General features: G+C 30.5%; 29 protein-coding genes. 2 read left to right on the forward strand and 27 right to left on the reverse strand.

Annotated features, from left to right (window positions below; translation table 11 throughout):
- Positions 1-441: 441 nt before the first annotated feature.
- A complete protein-coding gene (locus tag B2S02_RS09645) occupies positions 442-1,092 on the reverse strand; it encodes a hypothetical protein (protein WP_346847011.1) in 651 nt (216 codons plus the stop codon).
- 97 nt (positions 1,093-1,189) lie between these two features.
- Here B2S02_RS09645 and yyaC point away from each other — a divergent pair, with 97 nt between their 5' ends.
- On the forward strand, positions 1,190-1,720 hold the full coding sequence (gene yyaC, locus B2S02_RS09650) for a spore protease YyaC (protein ID WP_035135412.1): 531 nt from the start codon (positions 1,190-1,192) through the stop codon (positions 1,718-1,720).
- 323 nt (positions 1,721-2,043) lie between these two features.
- Here yyaC and B2S02_RS09655 read toward each other — a convergent pair whose 3' ends face one another.
- The 18 genes from B2S02_RS09655 to B2S02_RS09740 form a co-directional block, all read right to left on the reverse strand.
- Complete coding sequence (locus B2S02_RS09655; protein WP_346847010.1) at positions 2,044-3,078, reverse strand: rod shape-determining protein; 1,035 nt, start codon at positions 3,076-3,078, stop codon at positions 2,044-2,046.
- A 96-nt stretch (positions 3,079-3,174) separates the two neighbouring features.
- Positions 3,175-3,429, reverse strand: a complete 255-nt coding sequence (gene spoIIID, locus B2S02_RS09660; protein WP_035135408.1) for a sporulation transcriptional regulator SpoIIID — start codon at positions 3,427-3,429, stop codon at positions 3,175-3,177.
- A 121-nt stretch (positions 3,430-3,550) separates the two neighbouring features.
- Positions 3,551-4,243: a M23 family metallopeptidase gene (locus B2S02_RS09665; protein ID WP_346847009.1), complete on the reverse strand. Its 693-nt coding sequence runs from the start codon at positions 4,241-4,243 to the stop codon at positions 3,551-3,553.
- A gap of 137 nt (positions 4,244-4,380) precedes the next feature.
- Positions 4,381-5,490: a stage II sporulation protein D gene (gene spoIID, locus B2S02_RS09670; RefSeq protein ID WP_346847008.1), complete on the reverse strand. Its 1,110-nt coding sequence runs from the start codon at positions 5,488-5,490 to the stop codon at positions 4,381-4,383.
- A gap of 146 nt (positions 5,491-5,636) precedes the next feature.
- The gene (gene murA / locus B2S02_RS09675; protein WP_035135404.1) at positions 5,637-6,890 is read right to left on the reverse strand and encodes a UDP-N-acetylglucosamine 1-carboxyvinyltransferase; all 1,254 of its coding nucleotides are present in this window, start codon (positions 6,888-6,890) and stop codon (positions 5,637-5,639) included.
- A 28-nt stretch (positions 6,891-6,918) separates the two neighbouring features.
- Positions 6,919-7,623: a hypothetical protein gene (locus B2S02_RS09680; RefSeq protein WP_346847006.1), complete on the reverse strand. Its 705-nt coding sequence runs from the start codon at positions 7,621-7,623 to the stop codon at positions 6,919-6,921.
- A gap of 278 nt (positions 7,624-7,901) precedes the next feature.
- Positions 7,902-8,429: a hypothetical protein gene (locus tag B2S02_RS09685; protein ID WP_346920649.1), complete on the reverse strand. Its 528-nt coding sequence runs from the start codon at positions 8,427-8,429 to the stop codon at positions 7,902-7,904.
- An 18-nt stretch (positions 8,430-8,447) separates the two neighbouring features.
- Positions 8,448-9,092 carry a permease prefix domain 1-containing protein gene (locus B2S02_RS09690; protein WP_346920650.1) on the reverse strand — a complete coding sequence of 215 codons (645 nt, stop codon included), beginning with the start codon at positions 9,090-9,092 and terminating at the stop codon, positions 8,448-8,450.
- On the reverse strand, positions 9,085-9,429 hold the full coding sequence (locus B2S02_RS09695; protein WP_346920651.1) for a PadR family transcriptional regulator: 345 nt from the start codon (positions 9,427-9,429) through the stop codon (positions 9,085-9,087). Before B2S02_RS09695 ends, B2S02_RS09690 begins: the two co-directional genes overlap by 8 nt.
- Before the next feature lie 321 nt (positions 9,430-9,750).
- Positions 9,751-10,017: a hypothetical protein gene (locus B2S02_RS09700; RefSeq protein WP_346847002.1), complete on the reverse strand. Its 267-nt coding sequence runs from the start codon at positions 10,015-10,017 to the stop codon at positions 9,751-9,753.
- A 23-nt stretch (positions 10,018-10,040) separates the two neighbouring features.
- On the reverse strand, positions 10,041-11,432 hold the full coding sequence (gene atpD, locus B2S02_RS09705; RefSeq protein ID WP_346847001.1) for a F0F1 ATP synthase subunit beta: 1,392 nt from the start codon (positions 11,430-11,432) through the stop codon (positions 10,041-10,043).
- Positions 11,433-11,524: 92 nt separating this feature from the next.
- Positions 11,525-12,388: an ATP synthase F1 subunit gamma gene (gene atpG / locus B2S02_RS09710; RefSeq protein WP_346847000.1), complete on the reverse strand. Its 864-nt coding sequence runs from the start codon at positions 12,386-12,388 to the stop codon at positions 11,525-11,527.
- Positions 12,389-12,420: 32 nt separating this feature from the next.
- A complete protein-coding gene (gene atpA, locus B2S02_RS09715; RefSeq protein WP_346846999.1) occupies positions 12,421-13,935 on the reverse strand; it encodes a F0F1 ATP synthase subunit alpha in 1,515 nt (504 codons plus the stop codon).
- Positions 13,936-13,973: 38 nt separating this feature from the next.
- Positions 13,974-15,017 carry a F0F1 ATP synthase subunit delta gene (locus tag B2S02_RS09720; RefSeq protein ID WP_346846998.1) on the reverse strand — a complete coding sequence of 348 codons (1,044 nt, stop codon included), beginning with the start codon at positions 15,015-15,017 and terminating at the stop codon, positions 13,974-13,976.
- A gap of 2 nt (positions 15,018-15,019) precedes the next feature.
- Positions 15,020-15,499: a F0F1 ATP synthase subunit B gene (locus B2S02_RS09725; RefSeq protein ID WP_035135392.1), complete on the reverse strand. Its 480-nt coding sequence runs from the start codon at positions 15,497-15,499 to the stop codon at positions 15,020-15,022.
- A gap of 130 nt (positions 15,500-15,629) precedes the next feature.
- Positions 15,630-15,878, reverse strand: coding sequence for an ATP synthase F0 subunit C (atpE, locus tag B2S02_RS09730; protein WP_035135390.1), 249 nt, complete (start codon positions 15,876-15,878; stop codon positions 15,630-15,632).
- Positions 15,879-15,961: 83 nt separating this feature from the next.
- Entirely contained in the window at positions 15,962-16,642 is a 681-nt protein-coding gene (locus B2S02_RS09735; RefSeq protein ID WP_035135388.1) for a F0F1 ATP synthase subunit A, read from the reverse strand.
- A gap of 4 nt (positions 16,643-16,646) precedes the next feature.
- Positions 16,647-17,021, reverse strand: a complete 375-nt coding sequence (locus B2S02_RS09740) for an ATP synthase subunit I (RefSeq protein WP_035135386.1) — start codon at positions 17,019-17,021, stop codon at positions 16,647-16,649.
- An 822-nt stretch (positions 17,022-17,843) separates the two neighbouring features.
- On the opposite strand from B2S02_RS09740, the gene B2S02_RS09745 reads away from it, so the two are divergent.
- Positions 17,844-18,392 carry an NADH peroxidase gene (locus B2S02_RS09745; protein WP_035135384.1) on the forward strand — a complete coding sequence of 183 codons (549 nt, stop codon included), beginning with the start codon at positions 17,844-17,846 and terminating at the stop codon, positions 18,390-18,392.
- Positions 18,393-18,563: 171 nt separating this feature from the next.
- Here B2S02_RS09745 and upp read toward each other — a convergent pair whose 3' ends face one another.
- From upp to B2S02_RS09785, 8 genes are all read right to left on the reverse strand, one after another.
- The gene (gene upp, locus B2S02_RS09750; RefSeq protein ID WP_035135383.1) at positions 18,564-19,193 is read right to left on the reverse strand and encodes a uracil phosphoribosyltransferase; all 630 of its coding nucleotides are present in this window, start codon (positions 19,191-19,193) and stop codon (positions 18,564-18,566) included.
- Between the two features lie 20 nt (positions 19,194-19,213).
- Entirely contained in the window at positions 19,214-19,663 is a 450-nt protein-coding gene (rpiB, locus tag B2S02_RS09755) for a ribose 5-phosphate isomerase B (RefSeq protein WP_346877569.1), read from the reverse strand.
- Between the two features lie 14 nt (positions 19,664-19,677).
- Positions 19,678-20,727 carry an L-threonylcarbamoyladenylate synthase gene (locus B2S02_RS09760; protein ID WP_346920652.1) on the reverse strand — a complete coding sequence of 350 codons (1,050 nt, stop codon included), beginning with the start codon at positions 20,725-20,727 and terminating at the stop codon, positions 19,678-19,680.
- A gap of 28 nt (positions 20,728-20,755) precedes the next feature.
- A complete protein-coding gene (locus B2S02_RS09765) occupies positions 20,756-21,502 on the reverse strand; it encodes a ZIP family metal transporter (RefSeq protein WP_346846996.1) in 747 nt (248 codons plus the stop codon).
- Positions 21,503-21,547: 45 nt separating this feature from the next.
- Complete coding sequence (locus B2S02_RS09770; protein ID WP_150846296.1) at positions 21,548-22,132, reverse strand: hypothetical protein; 585 nt, start codon at positions 22,130-22,132, stop codon at positions 21,548-21,550.
- 32 nt (positions 22,133-22,164) lie between these two features.
- The gene (gene prfA, locus B2S02_RS09775) at positions 22,165-23,241 is read right to left on the reverse strand and encodes a peptide chain release factor 1 (protein ID WP_035135375.1); all 1,077 of its coding nucleotides are present in this window, start codon (positions 23,239-23,241) and stop codon (positions 22,165-22,167) included.
- Positions 23,242-23,315: 74 nt separating this feature from the next.
- Positions 23,316-24,167, reverse strand: a complete 852-nt coding sequence (gene prmC, locus B2S02_RS09780) for a peptide chain release factor N(5)-glutamine methyltransferase (protein ID WP_346877568.1) — start codon at positions 24,165-24,167, stop codon at positions 23,316-23,318.
- Positions 24,168-24,189: 22 nt separating this feature from the next.
- Complete coding sequence (locus B2S02_RS09785) at positions 24,190-25,101, reverse strand: DUF1385 domain-containing protein (RefSeq protein ID WP_346877567.1); 912 nt, start codon at positions 25,099-25,101, stop codon at positions 24,190-24,192.
- Between the last annotated feature and the right edge of the window lie 19 nt (positions 25,102-25,120).

A 25,120-nucleotide genomic window follows, 5' to 3' on the forward strand; every position in this document is an offset into this window, starting at 1 on the left:
GGCCACTCGGGAACTCCTCCATAATTTTAATATAACTAGATTTTCACATTAGCTTGACCTGAGCTAATTCCCAATCTTTTACATAAATAAAAATGTCACTAAACTGACAAGACTTAGTATACAATTATATTGATTTTTTTTCAACCCCTTTTTTCAATATTTTTATAAAAATTTTATTGTTTTTTTCTCAATTAATCATAATTTTTTCATTTTAGGCATTTCGTCACTTAAATTTAAATCATTATACTAATTAAAAGCATTAATAATAAACTATTATTTCAATATATTTAATTTATTTCTTACAGGATAATACCTGAAACCCGCATGAACAGAACAACTATTTTTATAGTTCTCTATTTTAATAGTTTTCTAGGAAACTAGATATCTATTTTCCTAGAGAACTATAAGTATAAGTTTATATTTAAATAGTTATTTATATAATTAATTTCCTTCTACTTTGTCCATATCTATATATTTAGAAAATATTTTCTTTAATTCTTCTATTTGCTCTTCATCTACCTTACGCTCTATTACATTGAGAGTTCTTAATACAGCTAATCGTTCATTATTATAAGTAAGGAATTCGTTTATCTCTGAATAGTCTTCTTCATTCAACGCTTTGCATATACCTATTATCTTTGCCTTCTCTGAAATTGTTAACTCATCTATTAATTCTTCTGGTGGTACCTTCATTACTTTGTTTTTTTCCTTAACCTGCTTATTATATTTGTCAAACTCGATTTCATCAGTTTTAACTATTTCATTATCACTCTTATAAATTTGATTTAGCTGATTTTGCCTTTCTCTATTAGCTTCAATTCTTCTTTTTTTTAATTCTTCATCTGATACACTAGTTTCATTAACCCCATTATTCTTAATTAAATCCTGTGAAGTATTTGCATCCATATTCTCCTTTTCTATACCAGTAGTAATTTCTTTATTATAATTTTCAGCTTTCTCACTGCTTTTAGCTATAACCTTATTTTCCTCTTTGTAATATAAGTTTTCATTACTTATATTAAAGCTCACTAACGCTATTATATTTACTATTGTATATAGAATTATGATTACAGAATATCCCTTTCTATTCATAACATATCCTCCTTAAATAAAAACTATCTAAATTATTCCATATTTTTTAGAATTTATACCGAAGTTGCTTCATATAAATTCATATGGAGGTGTTTCTGTGAGCAAAGTTAAGATTCATTACAAAGATTCATTAGGTTATTATACCTTATCCAACTTTTTAAAAGATGAATTAAATGCAAACACAATTATTGTTTGTATAGGAACTGATAGATGCATTGGAGACTGCTTAGGTCCTCTTATTGGCAGCATGTTAGAAGAAAAATTTTTCCCATTGCCAGTCTATGGAACTATAGCTAATCCTATACACGCATTAAATTTAGATAGTAAACTATCGGATATAAAATTAAAACATCCAGATTCTAAAATTATTGGTATCGATGCTTGTCTTGGTCCTCCTAATAAAATTGGCGAGATACAAGTTCGGGATTACCCCATTAATCCTGGAAAAGGTGTTGGTAAATCTCTTTCTCCCGTAGGTGATATATCAATAATAGGTATTGTCGATTCTAGCGATATTGATGAACCCTTTACAAGTAGAAATATACGATTAAATCTAATTTTGGAAATCTCTAAAGTAATAACTCAAGGACTTGTTCATGGGTATTATCTCAGCTCATTATGTGATTAATGATGAACGATTATCACCTAGATATTATATACAGTACATGGACTTATTTATACTATTAAAATCTTTTTAACAACCCTTAATTTCGAAGATATAATTATAGTTTTTATTAACTCTCCCTTTCATAGAAAATGAGTTCCTTACACCAACTAGAAATGATACAAAATAAAATATACCTACTATACAAATATTTTTTTTGCATAGTAGGTATATTAAATCACATTTTTATATTTATATAACCTTTATTTTTAACTTCTATTGTTGGACATCATATAAACTTATTTACATAATTTAAAATATAGGTTTAATATTCTAACTTGTACATCTTAACTATTTATTGAAACATTATATCCTGTAAACGAATCGTCTAACTTATCTACATAGTCAAGCATTTTTCCTGTTCCAACAGCTACACAAGATACTGAATCTTCTGCTACATATACTGGTACATTAGTAACTTTTTCAATGAGTTTGTCTAATCCATCTAATAAAGCTCCTCCACCAGTCATTATTATACCTTTATCAGCTATATCTGCAGCCAGTTCAGGTGGTGTTTTTTCTAGTACAGAATGTGCACATTCAGCTATGGAAGTAACAGCTTCTTTTAATGCCTCTTCCATCTCACTAGAACAAACTGTGATATTTTTAGGTAGTCCAGTTATAAGATCTCTTCCTCTTATCTCTGCCTTAATGTCCTCATCTTTAGGATATGCGCATCCAATGTTTATTTTAAGTTCTTCTGCTGTTCTTTCTCCAATCATTAATTTATGCTTTTTCCTTATGTAACGAATTATAGCATCATCAAAATCGTCTCCAGCAACTTTAATAGACTCTCTTACAACCATTCCTCCTAGAGAAATTACTGCTATATCGGTGGTACCTCCACCTATGTCAATAACCATATTCCCACTAGCTTTAGTTATGTCTAACCCCGCTCCTATAGCTGCTGCCAAAGGTTCTTCAATTAATAAAACCTTTTTAGCTCCTGCATTTCTTGCCGCATCCTCAACAGCTCTTCTTTCTACTTCAGTAGCCTCACATGGTACGCACATTACAACTCTTGGTGTTGACATCTTTCTCTTACCGCAAGCTTTTTTAATAAAGTGCTCTAACATTTTTTCTGTAACATCATAATCTGATATTACCCCATCTCTAAGTGGACGAATTGCAACAATATTTCCTGGCGTCCTACCTATCATTTTTCTAGCTTCTTCACCTACTGCTAAGACCTTATTGGCACTTTTATCTATTGCTACAACTGAAGGTTCTTTTAGTATTATACCCTTACCCTTTGTGTAAACCAGTACTGTAGCCGTACCTAGGTCTATTCCCATATCTGTTCCTACACCGAAAAAAAACATCTTAAAATTCACTCCTGCTCTCTAGTATTTTCTTCTTATTGAAATACTATACAATATTTACTAAAACAATATACACCTATTATATTACTATTCTACCTAACCTTCAATTGTTTTATATTTCATTTTAGTAGCTTTTCCACCTCTAATGTGTCTTTCAGCTTTATTTAGATCTAAGATGTTTTTTGCTTCCTCTGCTATTTGAGCATTTATTTTAGGTAATCTCTCAGTCATATCCTTATGGATTGTACTTTTACTTACACCAAATACCGATGCTGTTTTTCTTATTGTAGCCTCGGATTCTATTATATATTTTGCTACTTCTAGTACTCTATCTTCAATATAGTCTTTCAAAGCGTTACCTCCTTAACCCTTCTATAATTATAAATATGCTAACTTCCTTATTTAAATTACATTCTTGCTAGCCTTTTACTTTAAAGTTTTAAAGCTAGCAAGAATATTAATTCTATTTTAGTTATTTCTTATAACTAACATATTTAGCTGGGTCTACTTCTTTTCCATCTTGTAATACTTGGAAGTGAAGATAATCTCCATATTCCTCATATGCAAGGTTTGTAGTTTTACCTACAGCTCCTATTTCTTTACCAGCTGTAACTTTATCTCCAGCTTTAACTAGAACCTGTTCTTTAAGGTTTCCATATATTGTAGTTAGTCCATTTTGATGGTCTATTTCTACATAGGTACCTTCTGTATTTGCATCTACTTTTTTAACCACTCCAGCACTTACTGCTACAACTGCTGAACCTTCTGCAGCTTTAACATCCATAGCTAAGTGATTTTTATAACTCTTAGTTGTTGCCCAATATACTGGATCTTCAGAATATGCTCTACCTAAAGTACCCTCTACTGGATTTTTAAAACTAACTTTAGTTTGAGATGAAACTGCTGCAGTATCATTATTCTTAACTGTTGGTACTGGCTCAAGCTCCTCTTTAACTTGTAGTGCATTCTCAGGTTTTTCTGGTTGAGTTACAACTTCTTTTTCTGTTTGTTCTAATGCTACTTTATCTTCTTCAGAATTTTTATTGTTATTTCTTCCAGCTGTTATAGCTGCAACTGTAGCAACAGCACATAGACAAACAAATAAAATTACATAGAAGCCTTCTTTTTTGAAAAATTGCTTCACTTTGTTAAGTTTATTGTTCATAAAAACACCTCCATCAGTATTGTGGACGTTTATTGGGAAATTAATACACTATAAGAAAATTTTTTTCTTATTTATCTCATTTTTTTCATATTTTTTTGCTAAAAACTAAAAAAATAGGGCAAAAGCCCTATTTCTTTCTAATTTTCATTGATTTTTTTTATTTCAATACCTGTATAATAATGTTTTAAAATCTCTTCACAACTCTTGCCTTGACTAGCCATTACATTAGCTCCCCATTGACTCATACCTACTCCATGACCAAAGCCATTACAATTTATAACAACTTGATTATTTAAAAACTCTAAAGAGAAGTTAGCGGAATTCAATCCAAACAACTGTCTAAATTTAACCCCTGTTATAGTAACATTACCAAGGGTTATTTCTTTCACTGACCCACCATCTGTATAATTATTTACTTTAATATGATCTTCTAGATTAGCTGGTGATAAATTTGCATTACTATAACTGCTATTAACCACTTGCGCAAATCTGTTTATGTCTATAGTTTCCGTACTTTTATATCTTGGTGCAATATCTTCACCTAAACTTTCAACACTTCTAAGATAAGGTAGTGCTGTAGAAAATACATCTTCAACATTTTCAGTTTTTCCACTACTTGTAGAGAAATAATACGCCCCCAATACTAATTCATTATTATATGTTAACACCTGTCCTCTAGTCTCATTCACCACATCTTCAACTAGTTTCCATTTATTTTCTCCACCTATACCTAACTGAGCTATTTTTACTTCTTTGGGTGTATATACCTGACAATGAACAGTATCACACAAATCTGCTCCTCTTCCATTGGCACATCCACTTGATACAGCTTTTGTATGAGCTAAGGTATATGTCCTTGCTGCTATAGCTTGTGCCTTCAAAGCCTCTTTATTAAAGTTTAATGGCATCTCACTACATACTACTCCCTTAATATATTCTTCTAAAGGCACCTCTATAATCCTATTTTCCTTTGTCAAATAAACCTTTATTGTATCTACATCTAGCTTAAAGGAAATGCCCTTATTTGATTTCTCACCTTTATTTTTAGATTGCATCACTTCTATAGCCTGTGATGAGTCATTTCCTTTTTTACCTATATTACCTCCTTCACCTAATATCAATTTATAGGATAATATTAGAAATCCTAGTAATACTGCTGAATAAATAGCCACCATCAATATTGGTTTAATAACAACTATAGCTTTATCATAATTAATATTTATTTTAATCCTCCCATAGTACTTCACTTTTCTTCCTCCTAATAAATAAACTTCTCTCCTATACTAGATAGACTTAGTTATATTTATTATTATATTTATGGTAATATGCTTATAATTTTGTAAATATAAAAATGCCCAGCCTTAAATTAAAAGCTGAGCTATATAAAGTATAATTATATTCTAGTTATTTCTGCGCCTAGGGCATTGAGTTTATCCTCTATTGTTACATATCCTCTATCTATATGGTATATGTGATCTACTATAGTCTCACCCTTAGCACATAAACCTGCCAAAACCAGTCCTGCTCCTGCTCGAAGATCTGGTGCTACTACTTCAGCTCCTGTAAGCTCTTTAACACCTTCTATTGTCGCAATTCTTCCGTTAACATTAATATTAGCTCCCATCCTTCTTAACTCTGCCACCTGCATAAACCTATTTTCAAATATAGTTTCTGTCACACTGCTTCTTCCAGGGGTAATACTTAATAATGTCATCATTTGTGATTGCATATCTGTTGGAAATCCTGGATGAGGCATAGTCATAATATCTGTGGGTTTTAATTCTACATCTCCATCTACAACAATTTTATTTCCGAATACATCAATCTTAACACCCATTTCACGTAATTTAACTATCACTGACTTGAGATGTTCTTCATCCACACCTTCTATTGTAATTTTACTTTTTGTAATGGGTGCTGCTATTATAAATGTTCCTGCTTCAATCCTATCAAATATAGGCGTATACGAAACTCCTTCTAATCTTTTTACTCCTGTTATGCATATCTTACCACTTCCTGCACCTTGAATCTTAGCCCCCATTTTATTTAAAAAATTTGCTAAGTCTACTATCTCAGGTTCCTTAGCTGCATTCTCTATAAAAGTATCTCCTTTAGCAAGAGTTGCAGCCATCATCAAGTTCTCTGTGGCTCCCACAGATGGGAAGTCTAAATAAACTGTATTACCCTCTAATTGTTCTGCAACTACTTCAACATATCCGTGTTCCTCTTTAATTGTTGCTCCTAAAGCTTTTAGTCCCTTCAAATGCAAATCTATAGGTCTAGATCCTATTTTACATCCTCCAGGCAGAGAAATTTTTGCCTTTCCAAATCTAGCTACCATAGCTCCTATAACTAGGAAAGATGCTCTCATTTTTCTTACTAAGTCATTATCTATACCTTCATATTTTAAGTTTTTTGTATTAATATCAATTTTATTATTATCTCTATCTATATTAACCTCTGCTGAAAGAGATCTTAATACCTCACATAGTACAAATACATCTTCTAGCATAGGTGATCCATTGATGGTTGATACACTATCTGTTAGTATAGTGGACACTAGTATTGGTAATACAGCATTCTTGGCTGAACTTATGTTTACACTCCCTTTTAATCTACGGTTTCCATTTATATAAAATTTACTCATGTTAATCCTCCATTTAAAATGCTATTTCTTAGTATGTTATCCTGATTACAGGTGTCCCCATTATTAAATAGCATCCTGAGGAATATCTAACTATAGCACAGTTAAAATCTATCTCCTCACCTAGTATTATTTCTTTATCGTATAAATTTGTATTGCTTATAATACTATATCCATTACTTATTTCTACTTCATCAATATTTTGTGCTTTATTTAAATATAATTGCTTTAAAATCACATCTCTTGTTTCATCTATTGTGCCGTTTAAGATTTTACTTTTTACATATAGCGAGTATTCCACCTTACTACTAATTGGGGATAAAATTTCTTTAATTTTCTTTTCTACAGTTTTTTCTTCATCAATATCTAAATTAGGTTTACAAATAGAAATTCTTAGTACAACATCATATCCTTTACCATAATCAGCTATTGAAATCCTTCCATCATATTCTTCATGGTTATAATCTATTTTAAAACTTAAGTCCTTATTAACTTCTTGGTAAACTTGTCCCATAGCCTTTTCTATATTAGTTATTATAGTTTCATATATATTTTCTTTACTTTCTTGACTATAAAACCTGCCCTCCACTACATATTCCTCAGTAGAAGCATTTACACTATTTAATATTCCACTAAACATATCCTCTTCACTCTTCCCATAAAAAGTTTTATCCCGTATAATTAATATGCTTAATGTGAACATCACCACAATTAATAACTTAATATATAACTTCATACATATCCCACCTTAATATAAGAATAAATCCACTTATATTAAATCATTAACCTTTTTACTTTTTTTATTCGTATTTACATATAATGTAAGAAGTTATATTTTTATTTATACTAATAATATATAGCAACTTTTAAAATGTGTTCATAAATAAATTACTTTTCAACGTAATGTAGAAAATAAAAAGATAATTTATGAAATCACATAAATTATCTTTCTATTTTCTCCCTCTATGGTACATATTTAAGATAAGGTTGGCTTAATGTATATAAAAATATTAACTATACCATATTAAAGTCACCATGTAATATCTCTAACTTGTTATACTGGTTTATAAGCCAACTACCATGTTCTTCTGAAAGATATATATCTTTATCTATCCTATGCTCCTTAACTATCTCATCTTTATCATTTTTTATAATCCAATTGAACTTAAGATTAAACCTTCTCATATCCTCTGACTTTTCTTTTTCCACTATCTCTACATCTTTTATTTCTGATGTGCAATTTTTTTCATAAAGTAGTTTAAATCTATAAAAAAGAGTCCTATCAATTCTATATCCATCAAATCCTTCTTCAGTCATATACTCTGCCATCTCTTTATCTTTTTTGTTTAAATTGTCCCCTATACCAATTCCATTTTTAACATAATCACCACAGGCTTCTAAATCATCTTTATCTGCTACATAGTGCCCTTCTATAAATCCTCTTATGTTTTCTTCTGCATCATCTTTCTTCGGTGTGCAGGCTACTAAAAACATGCCTACCATCATGAATGACATTATTGCTGATATAATCTTTTTTATCATAATTCACACATCCTAATTTTATTTAAATTTAAAAACCTTTTTACTATATACAGTAAAATATAAAATCATATCTAAAAATAACGCTATATAAAAACTTTTTTCTACTCTAAAAACATTGACTATCCCTTTAGAAGCCATAACCCATAACATACTAATGAAAATATTTAAGATATTTATAACAATAGCTTGAATCTTAAACTTAAAGGTTCGACTTGTAAAAATAAAATTCATAAATGTCCATATAAAAAATATGATAGTTCCTATTATGAATACTATAAAACTAAATTTAGACATGATTCTAAGGTTATAATGTGATATATCTATAATGCCTATAATCTTTAGTCGCACAAGCAATTGAATAATTATATATATGATCATACATACATAACTAGATTTAAGGATAAATAAATATTTAGTATTATTAAATATACCTGATATTCCTTCCTCAAAGTCAGAATTATTCCCTATATTATTTTTAGCTATTTCAAAAGCCTCCTCCTCAGATTTACCCGATTCCACTAAATCACTAACTTCAGTTATAATGTAACTTTTTAATTCTTCCTTTAATTCTTTAACTTCTAATGTATCTTCAAAAGCTGAACTAAAGAGCTTTCTTAAGTATCTATTTATTTTCCTCTTTAACTTAATACTTAAATTATTCACTATTAACTGCCCCCTCTCTAAACTTTAAAATAAGCTCTGTTATCTTATTAAAATCTCCATTCAATTTATTAAGTTGAACTTCACCTTCTTTTGTAATTAAATAATGCCTTCTTTTAATTCCATTATCTCCTTCTATTACTTTAGATGTGATAAAATTTTGTTTTTCTAATCTTTTTAAAGCTATATATAAAGTTCCTGTTTGAAGTTCAAAGTTATCTTCAGCAGCTATATTAACTAGTTTCATTATGTTATATCCATAAATATAATCATTACCTTTAATAATAGATAAAATTAAAATGTCTATAAACCCTTTTAATAACTCTTTATCTATTTCCAATAACACCCCTCCTTTTACTTAATATGTATAATAATATTATATGTAGTAATACTATATATAGCAATACTATTCTCAAAATATTTTTATTATTTTGAATTATTGTTGAATTTTATTCCAAGGTAATTTAAAGGAGCACATTAAATGATTTTCATATCATTTAATGTGCTCCTTTTAGTTTGTCCGATGACTACCAGCTCTAATACTCCCATCTTCTTCAAAGTGGCAGTAAAGAGCTGCTACGTCCCTGGATAACGAGTTCTAAGCTTCGAAGAAGCTAAGAACTCTGTTTATATGAATATTTGAAATATATGGTACCGAAATTTATTCTACCCATTGTGCTATAGTACAGAGAATACTAACATTATTTTTCCTTACCTTTAGGACTCCGTCAGAAGTATTAACTTTGTACTTCTTTCCATCTACATCTTCAAAGGTTGTTATTGTTGGTACAAGTCCTGCAATTATAGCAGAATGATCTGGAAGAATTCCTAGTCTGCCTTCTGTAGTTTCACAGTTTAAAGAGACTGCATCTCCTTTAAAAAACTCACTCTCTGGAGTAATTATTATAAGCTTAAAGACCTTTTTCATATTTTATCACATCCAAAATAATATTAACCCAAAGTCTTAGCTTTCTCTATAACATCATCTATTGTTCCTGCAAATAAGAATGCTGACTCTGGTAAATGATCATGTTTACCTTCTAATATTTCCTTGAATCCTCTTATTGTTTCTTTTATAGGAACATATCTACCTTTTAAACCAGTGAATTGCTCTCCTACTGTAAAAGGTTGAGATAAAAATCTTTGAACTCTTCTTGCTCTATTAACAAGAATTTTATCTTCATCTGATAATTCATCTACACCTAATATAGCTATAATATCTTGAAGTTCTTTATACCTTTCAAGAATGTACTTTACTTGAGTAGATATTTCATAATGTTCCTCACCAACAATTCTAGGATCTAGTACTCTTGAGCTTGATTCTAATGGATCAACCGCAGGATATATTCCAAGCTCTACTATAGCTCTAGATAGAACTGTAGTTGCATCAAGATGGCTAAATGTTGTTGCTGGTGCTGGGTCAGTAAGGTCATCAGCAGGAACATATACTGCTTGAACAGAAGTAATTGATCCACTGTTAGTAGATGTTATACGTTCTTGTAATGCCCCCATCTCTGTTGCTAGGGTTGGTTGGTATCCTACAGCACTTGGTATTCTACCTAATAATGCAGAAACCTCTGAACCTGCCTGAGTAAATCTAAATATATTATCTATAAATAATAATACATCTTGACCTTTATCTCTGAAGTATTCAGACATAGTAAGTCCTGTAAGTGCAACTCTCATTCTAGCTCCTGGTGACTCATTCATTTGTCCAAATACTAAAGCTGTCTTATTTATAACCCCTGAATCTAGCATCTCATTGTATAAGTCATTTCCTTCTCTTGTACGCTCTCCTACACCAGTGAATACTGATAATCCACCATGTTCTCTAGCTATATTGTTGATTAATTCTTGTATAAGTACAGTTTTACCAACTCCTGCACCACCAAAAAGTCCTATCTTTCCACCCTTTTGATATGGTGCTATTAAATCTATAACCTTTATGCCAGTTTCAAACATTTCTGGTTCCACAGATTGCTCAGCAAAGCTTGGAGCTGGTCTATGAATTGTATAATAATTATTAGTATCAAGAGGACCTTTTCCATCTTTAGTTTGACCTAATACATTGAACAATCTTCCAAGTACCTGTTCTCCTACAGGCACTTCAATAGGTCTTCCTGTATCTATAGCCTTAACTCCACGTTTAAGTCCTTCTGTTGATTCCATAGATATAGTTCTAACTATATCATCACCTATATGTTGTTCAACCTCAGCAACAATAACTCTACCATCCATCTTAATTTGGATTGCATTATAAATGTTAGGCAATGAGTCTGTGTCAAATTTTATATCTATTACTGGTCCAATAATTTGAACTACTTTACCAATACGTTGTGCCATATTAATTCGCTACATCTAACTATATTAATATATAAGTTAAATATAACTCCTCCTATCTATACTTTTTATATAGGTTACTATATAATGGCTTATTAACTTTGTGCTTGAGCTCCACCAATAATTTCTGAAATCTCTTGAGTGATAGCCCCTTGTCTAACCCTATTATATTTTAACCTTAAAGAAGCTATTAATTCATCTGCATTTTGAGTCGCACTATTCATTGTCTCCATTCTATTTCCCTGTTCTGAAGCCTTAGAATTTATCATTGCATTAAGTATCATTGCATTACAATAGGATGGTACTATTGACTCTATAAGCTCTTCTTTGTTTCCTTCTATATCAAATTCATCTTCACCAATATGGTCTTCTTCGCTTTCTTCAAAAGTAAGAGGCAATAATCTACACTCTTTTGGTTCTTTTACTATTGGATTTTTAAACCAAGTATAAAGTATACTTACTTCTCCTACTTTTTCTTCACTAAACATATTGAAGCTATACTCAAAGATACTCTTAGCTTCAGTAGCTGTAGGCACATCAGAGATAGTTTGATTATATTTATCTAATGTCTTAATCCTATGTCTCTTAGCTAAGCTTTTACCTTTTTCACCAATAACTGCTATTAAATAATCCTCTTCATGGCCTTTAGTTATCCCTTTAAGCTTATCTATAACATTATTATTATAAGCACCGCACATTCCCATATCTGAAGTTATAACAATGATTAATTTCTTTTTACTTCCATTGGATTGCATATATCTATTTTCTTTTGGCAGTGATGGAATTACTTCATTCATAACTTCTCTATAGCTTTTAAAATACGTGTCATTTGTATATAAGGATACCCTTACCTTTTTTAGTTTAGATGTTGCTACTAAGGCCATAGCCTTAGTAAGCTTTTTTGTATTCTCTATAGATTTTATTCTCTTTTTTAAAATAACTAATCCTGCAACGCCCATATTTTCACCTCCTAAAAATTTAGGTGATATCTCTAAATTTCAGTTAAAAATACTTTTTTAAATTCAGTTATGGCCATATTAAGTCTTTCTTTTATTTCTGAATCTAATTCTTGTTTTTCTTTTATAGAACTTGGGATGTCTCTATAATGAGTACCTATATATTCTAAAAATTCCTTTTCAAAGGCTTTAACCTTATGAACTGGAATATCGCTTAAGAAATCATTCACTCCGCAATATATTATTATTACTTGCTTTTCTACATCCATAGGAGCATATTGTCCTTGCTTTAATATTTCTATAAGTCTTTTACCCTTTTCAAGTCTCTTAACAGTTTCCTTATCTAAATCTGATCCAAATTGAGTAAAGTTCACAAGTTCTCTATATTGAGCAAGTTCTATTCTAAGGGTTGATGATACTTGTTTCATAGCTTTAATTTGCGCATTTCCTCCAACCCTAGATACTGATATACCTGCATTTACCGCTGGTCTTTGACCTGCATGGAACAAGTCAGATTCTAAGAAAATTTGACCATCTGTTATAGATATTACATTTGTAGGAATATATGCTGTAACATCTCCTGCTAAAGTTTCTATTATTGGAAGAGCAGTTAATGATCCTCCTCCTAAGTCATCAGAAAGTTTTGAAGCTCTTTCTAAAAGTCTTGAGTGAAGATAGAATACATCTCCTGGATAAGCTTCTCTTCCTGGTGGTCTACGAAGTAATAATGACATAGTTCTATAAGCAACAGCGTGCTTAGACAAATCATCATATACTATAAGTGCATCTCCACCTTTATACATAAAATATTCAGCCATTGAACATCCTGAGAAAGGTGCTAAATATTGAAGAGATGCAGATTGTGATGCCGTTGCAGCTACAACTATTGTATAGTCCATAGCCCCCTCAGCCTTTAGTGTATTAACTATATTAGCAACAGTTGACTGCTTTTGACCTATAGCTACATAAACACAAGTTACATTTTTACCCCTTTGATTTATGATAGCATCTATTGCTAATGCACTTTTTCCAGTCTGTCTGTCTCCTACAATTAACTCTCTTTGACCTTTTCCAATTGGAATCATAGAGTCTATAGCCTTTATACCTGTTTGCATAGGACTTTTTACTGATTGTCTCTCTATAACTCCCGGAGCTTCTACTTCTACAGCTCTATATTCTGAAGTTACTATCATTCCGTTACCATCGATAGGATTTCCTAGAGAATCTACAACTCTTCCTACAAGAGCTTCACCAACAGGTACTTCTACTACTCTACCCGTTCTTTTTACTATATCGCCTTCTCTGATACCTTCTTCAGAACCTAATAATACGCATCCAACATTGTCTTGCTCTAAGTTAAGGGCAATTCCGTATACGTTATTAGGAAATTCTAATAGCTCTCCTTCTAAACAATTATCTAATCCATATATTCTAGCTATACCATCTCCAATTTGGATTATGGTTCCAGAATCTATAGTGTTAATGTGACTTTCATATCTATCTAATTCTCTTTTTATAATAGATGTTATCTCACCTGGTTTAATATGCATGATTCCACCTCTATTCTCACCACGATTTAAAGCCTGTATTACATGTCATCTCTAACATATCTAAGCTTACTTTTTACTGTTCCATCAGTAATATCATTTCCTATTTTAACTAATACTCCACCAACTATACTCTCATCTATTTCTTCATGGATTACTATTTTTCTACTATAGAACTTCTCAAGTCCTTTAGTTAACTTAATTCTCTCTTCATCAGTTAGTGGAATTACAGTCCTAACTGTGGCATTAAGAATTTTACCTTTTTCATCTAAATCTATAATACACTCTTGAGATTTAGCCTTACCAATCTTACATTTTTCACTATTAACTATCTCATCAATTGTAGCTTTAGTAGTTATATCTTCACCTATAATAACTTTGATATCATCTTTGTAAGACTCATCTACTATATTATTTATGACAATTTCTCTACTATAGAAATCCATTAACCAACCTCTTAATTTTTTTGTTTCTTCTTCATTTAGAGGTTTATTTGTTATAATATCTGCTAATAATTCTTTATTAAGCTCACTAAAGTTATATCTACCTACGTTACCTTCTGATATATTCTTAAGATCCATAAGTTTAGTCTTAATAGTTCCATCTATGGTTTCATCTCCTACAGAGATTAACATTCCACCTAATAGAGATTTATCTATTTCTTCCTCTATTATTACTGTCTTTTCATAACGTTTTTCTAACTTACTTTTAATAGTTTCTCGTTCATTATGATTTAATGGAATTACAGACTTAATTTTAGCTACAACGGTATTATTATTTTTAAGGTATACTAATCTAAACTGATTATACTTTTCCCTCAGATAAAGTATCCTTCCTTTGTCAATAAGTAATAGTAAAAAACTTAAAAGTTCATCCTCTATCTTACCCTTAAATAATTCCTCAAATATTCTCTTTTTATTGTGCTTATTAATTTGAGGATTTCTGATAATCTTTATAAGTCCTTCATTATTATCCATTTCCTCAACTACTTCACCTAGTTCTTCCAAAACAGTTTCTATATTACCTGCTTCTTTACACATTTCATAAAGAGCTAGAGCATACCGCCTATCTAAAAATTCATACATTTTTAAATACCTACCTTAGCTATAAATTTATCAATTAACTCTCTGTGACTTTCTTCATTGATTTCTTTCTCTAAAGTTTTCTCAGCAAGTTTCATGGATAAATCAATAATTTCTTGCTTAATTTCTTTACTAGCTTTTTCTCTTTCTCTTTTTATTTCTTTAGTAGCTCGTTCTTTTATGTTAGCTACTTCTCTTTGTGAGTCTTCAACTATCTCAGCATATACTTTATCAGCTTTTTGCTTATAACTCTCTACTAATTTCAAGCCATCATTTCTATATCTTTTAACATCTTCATCATACTTTTGTTTTAATAACTTCGCTCTTTCTTCTTCATCCCTAGCCTTTTTGAAAGCACTTTCCACTTCTTCTTTTCTAGTATTGATAACTGCTAAAGTCTTATTAAACACAAATTTTCTTAGTATTAAATAAAATATAAAGAAATTGATGGTTGATGGTACTATAATACTCCAATCAATATTCATAAGCTACGTTCCACATCATCCTCTTAATTTAATCACAAATATATACTACACTACCTACTATATCTTCTTCAAAATGTAACTAATTAAGATATGGAACTACACCCTCCTTCTCAATATTTTTACTAAGATATTAACCTTTTACTCCGAATAATATTAATAATAATCCAAGTAAAAATCCATATATAGCTGTTGCCTCTGATAAAGCTCCCCCTACTATTAAAGCACTCATAATTTTACTACTAGCCTCTGGTTGTTTTGCTATACTCTCTACTGCTTTACCAGTAGCATTTCCTGTTCCTAATCCTCCACCAATAACTGCAAGTGCTGCTATACCTGCTCCTAATGCTGACATTCCTGCTATAAAAGCTGCTGAATCCATTTATAATTCCTCCTCAAAAATAAATATTTTTTATATTTATAGTAATTTACTATTAATAATTTTTATTTAGTTAAATTTAGTTTTTAATGTTCTGCTGTAATCTTAATATTAATCATTGTTAACATTACAAAAATAATCATTTGTATGGTTCCATCAAATATATCAAAATAGAAATGGAACGGTATAGGTAATCCTATTGCTGCAATAAAATTTAATCCTGTAAGAGCTCCGTATAGAAGTTCCATAATCATTGTTGCTGCAAAGATATTTCCAAAAAGTCTTAGACTTAATGATATTGGAAGCATAATCCTCTCCATTATATTTATTGGTAACAATAATGGAACAGGAGATGCATATCCTTTAAAGTAACCCCAAAGACCTAACTTTTTAATAGTATGCCCTTGAATTACAAAAAAAGTAGTAAGTGCAATTCCTAAGCTTACACTAAAATCTGATGTAGGAGGCTTTATTCCAAATAACCCTACCATATTTAATAAAAATAAATAAATTCCTAAGGATCCTATGTAAGGAATAAAAGGACTTGAACCTGGTCCCATGTTATCTTTAACTACATTAGATAAAAATTCTATTCCAACTTCTACAATACTTTGTACCTTACCTGGAACTTTTTTAACCTTTCTACTATATAGAATGGATAAAACCAATGCTAATGCAATAAATACCCATTGTATAAAAACACTTGACATAACTTCATATTTATATCCAAAGATATTAATTGCAAACAAAGGTGCCATTTCTTCCATAACATCATACTCCTTTCTGGCTCTTCAAGCTAAAACCATAACATAATATAGCTAATAGCTGAGCCGTATATCCTGCAATAAAAATAAAAAAGCTCACCTCACTTTTCTTAATTATAGCGAGAGATATTCCACAAACAAGCCCTATTCTAACTATATAGGATAAAAGTATTAATAAACCTTTAAATCTCTTATCCTTCATAATAATCATTTCAGTTGTCAGTGAGTTAATAATAAAATTCACAAAACTACAAATTATCCCCAATAAAAAAAACCAGGATATCCAGTTAAAGAATAACATTAAAATTAATGAAACTATAATTCCTATAATAGAATCAAATAAGCCAACAAGCTTAATAACCTCTGAGCACTCTTTATTCATTGGATTGGACCACCTCGCTTTTGCATATATGATATTATACATCTAGGTTCAAATCTTCTAAAACCTAAATTTTCACCAAATTAGGTCAAATTAGTTCTAAAGAAGTAAATAATCAATAATAGTACAAGTTCTCTCTGCTTTGCTACATTTTTTGAGGTTTTACAATAAAAGGATTATTCCAAAAAACTTTTATTCATTTGTCTGTTAAAACTGAAAATTTACAATAAGTAGTCAAAAGAATTTAAAATATCAATTATTTTCTGAATTAAAAGATTTCTTACCAAAATGTTCCCTAATAAACTCTAATAAATCAATTTAAACCTCTACATTACACTTTATATATAAAAAAGTATATAATTGTATATTCATTGTATGCAATTTTTTATGCATTGCATTTATTAGAAAAACGGATGCTCCGTTTAATTTTACTTAATATTGATTAAATATTTACTAACTTATTCAAAATTCTAACTAATGAGGGCTACTCTCCTCTATAGAAACATTGTTTTTTGGCTTATTGCTTTATTTTTATCCCTTTAAGGTTATTTTTATTGTATCATATCGGTGCTATTTCTATACTAAACTAAATTATAAATATTTGAACTTTATATTAAAATACAGAATATTATATAATCTTAACCTTATTAAGTAATATAATAAAGTTATATTATTTTTTTATTACCTAAAAAAAATAATAAAAAATAATAATTTTCTCTTGATAATTATTATTTAATAGTATATAATAAGTTCATAAGATAAATACATCGAGAAAATCTAAAAACAAAAATTATTATAATATGAAGATTTAAGGAGGAAATATTTATGAAAAAATTTGTATGTACAGTATGTGGTTATATTCACGAGGGAGATTCAGCTCCAGAGTTTTGTCCAGTATGTAAGGCAGGTGCTGATAAATTTGTAGAAAAATCAGAAGGCAACCTAGCTTGGGCTGATGAGCACAGAATAGGAATTGCAGCAGAAGTTGATCAAGAAGTAATCGAAGGATTAAGAGCTAACTTTACTGGAGAATGTACAGAAGTTGGAATGTACTTAGCAATGAGTCGTCAAGCAGATAGAGAAGGATATCCTGAAGTAGCTGAAGCTTATAAGAGAATAGCATTTGAAGAAGCTGAACACGCAGCTAAATTTGCTGAATTATTAGGAGAAGTAGTTGTAGCAGATACAAAAACTAATTTACAAATGAGAGTTGATGCTGAGCATGGTGCTTGCCAAGGTAAAAAAGACCTTGCTACATTAGCTAAAAAATTAAACCTAGATGCAATTCACGATACAGTTCATGAAATGTGCAAAGATGAAGCTAGACACGGTGCTGCTTTCAACGGTTTATTACAAAGATATTTTGGTAAATAACTCCCATTCCCCCAATTTGATAAAATTTACCTAAATAATATATGGAGCTCTAGTATTAACTAGGGCTCCTTTTTGTATGCAATCTAATATGTTAATATTATTTTTATTAGAAAAATACCCTGATTAGAAATCTAAATCTAATCAGGGCAATATTACAATTGTAATAATATACTACTTAGTTCCGAATAAACGATCTCCAGCATCACCTAATCCTGGAACAATATATCCATGTTCATTTAATTTCTCATCTATTGAAGCTAAATATATATCTACATCTGGATGTGCTTCCATAACAGCTTTTATTCCTTCAGGAGCTCCAACAAGACACATAAGTCTTATATTTTTAGCCCCTCTTTTCTTAAGAGCATTTATTGCATCTATAGCTGAACCTCCAGTTGCAAGCATTGGGTCAGTTACTATAATATCTCTATCTTCTATATCTTGAGGTAACTTACAGAAGTATTCTACTGGCATTAAAGTTTCTTCATCTCTATACATACCTATATGTCCAACTTTAGCTGCAGGTATAAGCTTAAGCATTCCATCAACCATTCCAAGTCCAGCTCTTAATATAGGTACTATTGCCATTTTCTTTCCTGCAAGAACTTTACACTTTGTAATTCCTATAGGAGTTTCAATTTCTACTTCTTCTAGTTGCATATCTCTAGTAACCTCATAAGCCATAAGCATAGCAACCTCTTCTACTAATTCTCTAAAGTCCTTAGACCCCGTATTTATATCTCTCATGAATGCTAATTTATGTAGTATTAATGGATGGTCTATTTGTGTAACTTTACTCATATGTTCTTATCCTCCTAAAATTATTTATTATATTTTTTTTCTATCTCCATTATCTTGTTAACCCTATTCTCGTGTCTTCCACCTTCAAAGGTTGATCCAAGAAATGCATCAACTATATCTAAAGCAAGTCCGGTTCCTACAACTCTTTCTCCCATTGCTAATATATTGGCATTATTATGTTCTCTAGTAGCATGTGCACTAAAAGTATCACTGCATAGCGCCGCTCTTATTCCTGGTATTTTATTAGCTGATATACTTATTCCAATTCCTGTACCGCATATTAAAATTCCATAATCATATTCTTTAGCAACTACTGCTTCAGACACTTTTTCAGCAAAATCTGGATAGTCACAAGAATCTTCTGTATATGTACCATAATCCCTAACTTCTATATTCTTTTTTTCTAAATGTTTAATTACTTCTTTTTTTAATCTTAAACCACCATGATCACTACCTATTGCTATTTTCATATTTATCCCTCCAATTATACTTTTAATATGTTAAAGCCAGCACTTTTTTTTAGTCTATTCATTACTGCAGTACCTACTCCACTCTCTTCAAATGCTTCACAAAGAATTATATCAATGTCTATACTATCAAAACTTCTTAAAACTCTAAATAAATTTTTACCTATATCTTCCATATCACATCTTGCTCCAATAGAAATAACAGTTCCTTTATTATATAAAGATTTTGTTTCATCAGTTGCAATAATTCCAACTTTTTTACCTTGTTTAATATAATTTAATACTATTTCATTAACTTTTGCAACAACTTTATCTATATCACCGTCTACTATCTTCACAGGAGCCTTCGGTGCATAATGTCTATATTTCATTCCTGGTGCCTTAGGCTTAAAATCTTCTGTAGGCTTTGATAATACAGATGGATCTATATAAACCTTATTATCTATTTCCCTTAACATCTCTAAGGTTATAGCGCCTGGTCTTAAAATACATATAGGTGAAACTGTACAATCTACTATAGTTGATTCTACACCTACAATACTATTTTCTCCTCCTAATATATAGTCTACCTTTCCCTCTAAATCTTCAACACAACTTTCCATGTCTGTAGGACTAGGTCTACCGGATATATTAGCTGAAGGTGCTGCTATAGGTACTCCAGCGGCTTTTATTAAACCTATAGCGATATTATTTTGTGGCATTCTAATTCCCACAGTAGGCAACTTTGCACTAGTAACCTGTGGAACTAGTTCAGTCTTCTCAAGTATTATGGTTATTGGTCCTGGCCAAAACTTTTTTATTATTTCTCTTGCTACAATTGGTACATTTTTAACATAGGGCTCTATATTATAATCCCCTACATGAATAATCAGAGGATTATCTTGTGGCCTACCCTTTGCCATAAAAATTTTAGCTACTGCTTCACTATCTAACGCATTAGCACCTAATCCATATACGGTTTCCGTAGGGAAGGCTACAAGGCCACCATCTTTTATAACTTTTCCTGCTTCTTTTATCACACTTTCATCTGGAGTCTTCTCACTTAACATCACAACTTTTGTTTTCATACCTATTAACACCCACTTCAATAATCCATTAAAATAAATTTATCATTACAAACCCAAATATAATTCCAAATATAATCCACATTGCATTTGTATAACTACTATGCAATTCATTGCTTTCCGGAAGCATTTGCCCAAAAGCTACATAAAGCATAATTCCACTGGCAAAGGCAATACTATAGCCTAAAAATGCAGATGATATAGAATTAATTAACATACCTATCCAGGCTCCTATAACAGTTGGAAATGCTACTAAAAAACTATACCATAAAATTTTAAATGGTTTCTTTCCAGCAGCTATTAACGGTGTTGCCATGGCAATTCCTTCTGGGATATCATGAATTGATATTAATATACTCATCTTTATACCTAATCCCGAACCCTTAACAAATCCAAAACCCATTATAATGCCTTCTGGAAAGTTGTGCATCATTAACCCTAAAGCCATTAATATTGCAACTTTTGTATGATTTATCATATTTGGATTTCTATCATTACTGTGGCTACTTACTTTAATTAAACAATCTATAAAATATATAACTATTACTCCAATAATTATAACTATGAGAGTTCTAATAAAGCCAATCTTATCAATTGATTCTGGTATAAGTTCTAAGAAAATTATTGATATAATTATTCCTGTAGCAACTGCCAATAAAACTCCTAATAACTTGTCAGTAGGATTTTTTAAGGATACTCCAATTAATGCACCAACCATAGTTCCTATTAGAGATACTATAGCAGAAAAAACTCCTATTATAAATATAGTACTATTCATAATTTCTCCTTGAAAATTATTATTAGTAAAATATATTTATAAACTCTATATTTTATTCTGTTTTCTATATTCTTTTATATTAGCTATAGCATCCTCAGTAAATACAGCAGTTACACAATACTTAAAAAGTAAATCTAATAGCATATATTTCTTTACTCCACCTCTTTTTACTACAAAGTAATAATAGTCATCATCCTTAGGCATCTTTACTTTAACATAATATTTCCCTATACCACTGAATCTCTCTAGCACTTTATTCGTAACCAATCTCAATCTTTTATTTCTAAACTTAGACTTTGTTATTATCAATATATCAAAGTACTTTTCTTGAGGTATTGTATGAATAATTGCTACTTTACTATAGTGAATTTTATATTTTATTCTACCACCTAAAATAGATATCAGTATTTTATCTTCATATAATTGAAACTTTAAATATTCTTCATTGTATCTCATTAGTACAGAAAATAATATTAAACTTTCAATAACACAAAGATATATAATAAAAAATATATTTATTTGTTTAGCTATAAGCAATACTATAGGCAATATTATAAAAATAAAGCCCATAGATAGCATAAACCTTTTGTAAGATTTTCTTTGCTTCTTTAGGACTTTATCTATATCCATTAAGTAATCCTCCACCTTACAAAATTTAATACCTAAATACCATTTCCCATTGCCTTCATTTTTTCGGCTTGGTCAGCAGTTATTAACCCATCTAACATCTCATCTATATCTCCATCTAGGAAAGCTTCAAGTTTATAAAGAGTTAATCCTATTCTGTGATCTGAAACCCTTCCTTGAGGATAGTTATAGGTTCTAATTCTTTCACTTCTATCTCCAGTTCCAACTTGACTCTTTCTATCATCTGCAATTCCTTTAGCTCTTTCTGCTTCTGCTGCTTCATATAGTCTAGCTCTTAATATTTTCATAGCCTTTTCCTTGTTTTTAAGCTGGGATTTTTCATCTTGGCATGAAACTACAAGTCCTGTTGGTAAATGAGTCATTCTTACTGCTGAATCTGTTGTATTAACGCACTGTCCACCATTTCCTGAAGCTCTAAATACGTCTATTTTTATATCATTCATATTTATGTCGATATCTACGTCTTCAACTTCTGGAAGTACTGCAACAGTGGCTGTAGATGTATGGATTCTACCACTTGATTCCGTGTCAGGTACCCTTTGAACTCTATGCACTCCACTTTCATATTTCAGTTTACTATAAGCCTTATCACCTTTAACCATGAATACTACTTCTTTAAATCCACCGATATCAGTTTCATTAGCACTCATTATTTCTACTTTCCATCTGTTACGCTCTGCATATCTTGTATACATTCTAAATAAATTGGCTGCAAATAAAGCTGCTTCATCTCCGCCAGCTCCACCTCTAATTTCTATAAATACGTTTTTATCATCATTAGGGTCTTTAGGTAATAATAATATTCTTATTTCTTCCTTAGACTTCTCGCATTGTTCCGTTAATGCCTTTATATCTTCTTGAATCATCTCTCTCATTTCTCTATCTGATTCTTCATTTAGCATTTCTTTATTTTCAGCTAATGCATTTTCAGCATCTCTGTATTCTCTATACCTTCCTACTATTATCTCTAATTCTGCATGCTCTTTACAAAGTTTTTGCCACTCCTTTTGATTAGCCATAATACTAGGATCACTAATCATATTTGATAATTCATCATATTTGTTTTCTAAAAAACCTAATCTCTCTAACATATATTAACACTCTCCGTAATTTAATCATAAATCTTAATTTTTTACATCATTACATTATATCATAAAAATATTATTTATGGTAACTTTCCTATGACAACTCGATGATTTCCACCCAAATCCCTTAAACTATATATATCACTAAATCCTTCAGTTTTCATGATAGATTTTACTTCCATTTCCTGATCATGTCCTATTTCAAAACATAAATATCCATCAGAGGAAAGTACCTCTTTTCCTTCTTTGCATATCCTTCTATAGAAATCAAGTCCATCTTGTCCTCCCGAAAGAGCTAGGTGAGGTTCAAAGTCTTTAACATCTTCCATAAGGGTAGGAATTACTTTCTCCTTAATATATGGTGGATTTGACACTATCATATTAAATTTTAAACCTTCTTTTATAGGTAATTGAAATAAATCACTTTTATTTACATTGGTCTTTTCTCCTAAATATAAATTTGAAATATTTTTTTTAGTTACATTTAATGCTATATCACTTACGTCATATAACCATACTTTGCTATTTTTTACATAATGGCCTATGGAAATTCCAATAGCTCCACTTCCACAGCACATATCACATATTAAACTTATATTATTTTTCTTTATTATAGAAATACACTCTTCTACTAAAATCTCTGTATCTGGTCTTGGTATCAACACTCCCTCTTCTACGAAAAAGTTAATACCCATAAACTCAACTTGCCCTAGAATATATGCCATAGGCTTTTTGCAACTTCTTAAATTTATAAGTTTAAAAAACTCTTGCTCTTTATCTAAAGTTAATACTTCTGACCTGTTCATAATTATATACAACTTTTCTACATTTAAAACCCTACATAATAGAAGCTGTGCATCTATTATGTATGATTCAATATCACTACTCTTTAATATATCATATGCCTTTATTAACGCTTCATTTATATTCATATTGTTCCTCATTCACTATAATTCATTCTAACCCCTCTGCAGCTTTTAATGAAGTTATTGCAACTTCAAGCATAGATTCATCAGGTTCTTGTGTTGTTATCTTTTGCAAAAGTAACCCTGGCCATGCAATAATTTTTGATATTTTACTATCACTCTTTCCTAGCCATTTTATAACCTCATAAGTTACTCCAGATACCACTGGTAGTAATAATACTCTAGAAATCACTCTCTGACCTATAGATTGCCATCCCGTGAAGGAAAATATAATTATACTAATAACCATAACTAAGAATAAAAAATTAGTTCCACACCTTGGATGGAGTCTTCCAAACTTCTTAGCATTTTCTGGTGTTAAATTTATACCACTTTCATAGCAAAATATAGTTTTATGCTCAGCTCCATGATATTGATATACTCTTTTTATGTCTTCTAGTTTTCCAACAATAAATATATAGCTTATAAATATTATAACTCTTATTATTCCTTCTATAATATTTAAAACTACCACATTAGATGTTATTGTTTTTTTTACCAAACTAGTTAATGCCGTTGGTAAAATAAAAAAGAGTAGTATAGAAAAAGCTAGGGAAAGAACTAATGATATACCCATTAGTACACTATTTCCTTTCTCCTTAAAAACTTTATCAAACCATTTATCAAATTTGGATTCTGACTCTTCCTCATCATCCTCAAAGAAGGAAGCTGAATACTCTAAGCTTTTTATACCTATAATTAATGATTCTATAAGAGATATAAATCCTCTAATTATAGGAAATCCAAAAAATTTATTTTTCTTAGTCAAGCTTTCACTTGATTCTTTTTTAACTTCAATACTACCATTAGGAAGCCTTACAGCAGTTGCAAGCCCCTTAGATCCCCTCATCATTACACCCTCTATAACTGCCTGTCCCCCGACCGTTGTCTTCTTTTCCATTTTAACACCTGCCTTCTAT

This window comes from Clostridium sp. UBA7339 (assembly GCF_002470865.1).
In the GTDB taxonomy this organism is placed as follows: domain Bacteria; phylum Bacillota; class Clostridia; order Clostridiales; family Clostridiaceae; genus Clostridium_J; species Clostridium_J sulfidigenes.

Excerpts from the sequence above, each read along its gene's own strand:
- B2S02_RS09645 (WP_346847011.1), bottom strand. The coding sequence starts at position 1,092 with ATGAATAGAAAGGGATATTCTGTAATCATAATTCTATATACAATAGTA.
- B2S02_RS09655 (WP_346847010.1), bottom strand. The coding sequence starts at position 3,078 with ATGTTTTTTTTCGGTGTAGGAACAGATATGGGAATAGACCTAGGTACG.
- B2S02_RS09665 (WP_346847009.1), bottom strand. The coding sequence starts at position 4,243 with ATGAACAATAAACTTAACAAAGTGAAGCAATTTTTCAAAAAAGAAGGC.
- murA (WP_035135404.1), bottom strand. The coding sequence starts at position 6,890 with ATGAGTAAATTTTATATAAATGGAAACCGTAGATTAAAAGGGAGTGTA.
- B2S02_RS09680 (WP_346847006.1), bottom strand. The coding sequence starts at position 7,623 with ATGAAGTTATATATTAAGTTATTAATTGTGGTGATGTTCACATTAAGC.
- B2S02_RS09685 (WP_346920649.1), bottom strand. The coding sequence starts at position 8,429 with ATGATAAAAAAGATTATATCAGCAATAATGTCATTCATGATGGTAGGC.
- B2S02_RS09700 (WP_346847002.1), bottom strand. The coding sequence starts at position 10,017 with ATGAAAAAGGTCTTTAAGCTTATAATAATTACTCCAGAGAGTGAGTTT.
- atpD (WP_346847001.1), bottom strand. The coding sequence starts at position 11,432 with ATGGCACAACGTATTGGTAAAGTAGTTCAAATTATTGGACCAGTAATA.
- atpG (WP_346847000.1), bottom strand. The coding sequence starts at position 12,388 with ATGGGCGTTGCAGGATTAGTTATTTTAAAAAAGAGAATAAAATCTATA.
- atpA (WP_346846999.1), bottom strand. The coding sequence starts at position 13,935 with ATGCATATTAAACCAGGTGAGATAACATCTATTATAAAAAGAGAATTA.
- B2S02_RS09720 (WP_346846998.1), bottom strand. The coding sequence starts at position 15,017 with ATGTATGAATTTTTAGATAGGCGGTATGCTCTAGCTCTTTATGAAATG.
- B2S02_RS09725 (WP_035135392.1), bottom strand. The coding sequence starts at position 15,499 with ATGAATATTGATTGGAGTATTATAGTACCATCAACCATCAATTTCTTT.
- atpE (WP_035135390.1), bottom strand. The coding sequence starts at position 15,878 with ATGGATTCAGCAGCTTTTATAGCAGGAATGTCAGCATTAGGAGCAGGT.
- B2S02_RS09735 (WP_035135388.1), bottom strand. The coding sequence starts at position 16,642 with ATGGAAGAAATGGCACCTTTGTTTGCAATTAATATCTTTGGATATAAA.
- B2S02_RS09740 (WP_035135386.1), bottom strand. The coding sequence starts at position 17,021 with ATGAATAAAGAGTGCTCAGAGGTTATTAAGCTTGTTGGCTTATTTGAT.
- B2S02_RS09745 (WP_035135384.1), top strand. The coding sequence starts at position 17,844 with ATGAAAAAATTTGTATGTACAGTATGTGGTTATATTCACGAGGGAGAT.
- upp (WP_035135383.1), bottom strand. The coding sequence starts at position 19,193 with ATGAGTAAAGTTACACAAATAGACCATCCATTAATACTACATAAATTA.
- rpiB (WP_346877569.1), bottom strand. The coding sequence starts at position 19,663 with ATGAAAATAGCAATAGGTAGTGATCATGGTGGTTTAAGATTAAAAAAA.
- B2S02_RS09760 (WP_346920652.1), bottom strand. The coding sequence starts at position 20,727 with ATGAAAACAAAAGTTGTGATGTTAAGTGAGAAGACTCCAGATGAAAGT.
- B2S02_RS09765 (WP_346846996.1), bottom strand. The coding sequence starts at position 21,502 with ATGAATAGTACTATATTTATAATAGGAGTTTTTTCTGCTATAGTATCT.
- B2S02_RS09770 (WP_150846296.1), bottom strand. The coding sequence starts at position 22,132 with ATGGATATAGATAAAGTCCTAAAGAAGCAAAGAAAATCTTACAAAAGG.
- prfA (WP_035135375.1), bottom strand. The coding sequence starts at position 23,241 with ATGTTAGAGAGATTAGGTTTTTTAGAAAACAAATATGATGAATTATCA.
- prmC (WP_346877568.1), bottom strand. The coding sequence starts at position 24,167 with ATGAATATAAATGAAGCGTTAATAAAGGCATATGATATATTAAAGAGT.
- B2S02_RS09785 (WP_346877567.1), bottom strand. The coding sequence starts at position 25,101 with ATGGAAAAGAAGACAACGGTCGGGGGACAGGCAGTTATAGAGGGTGTA.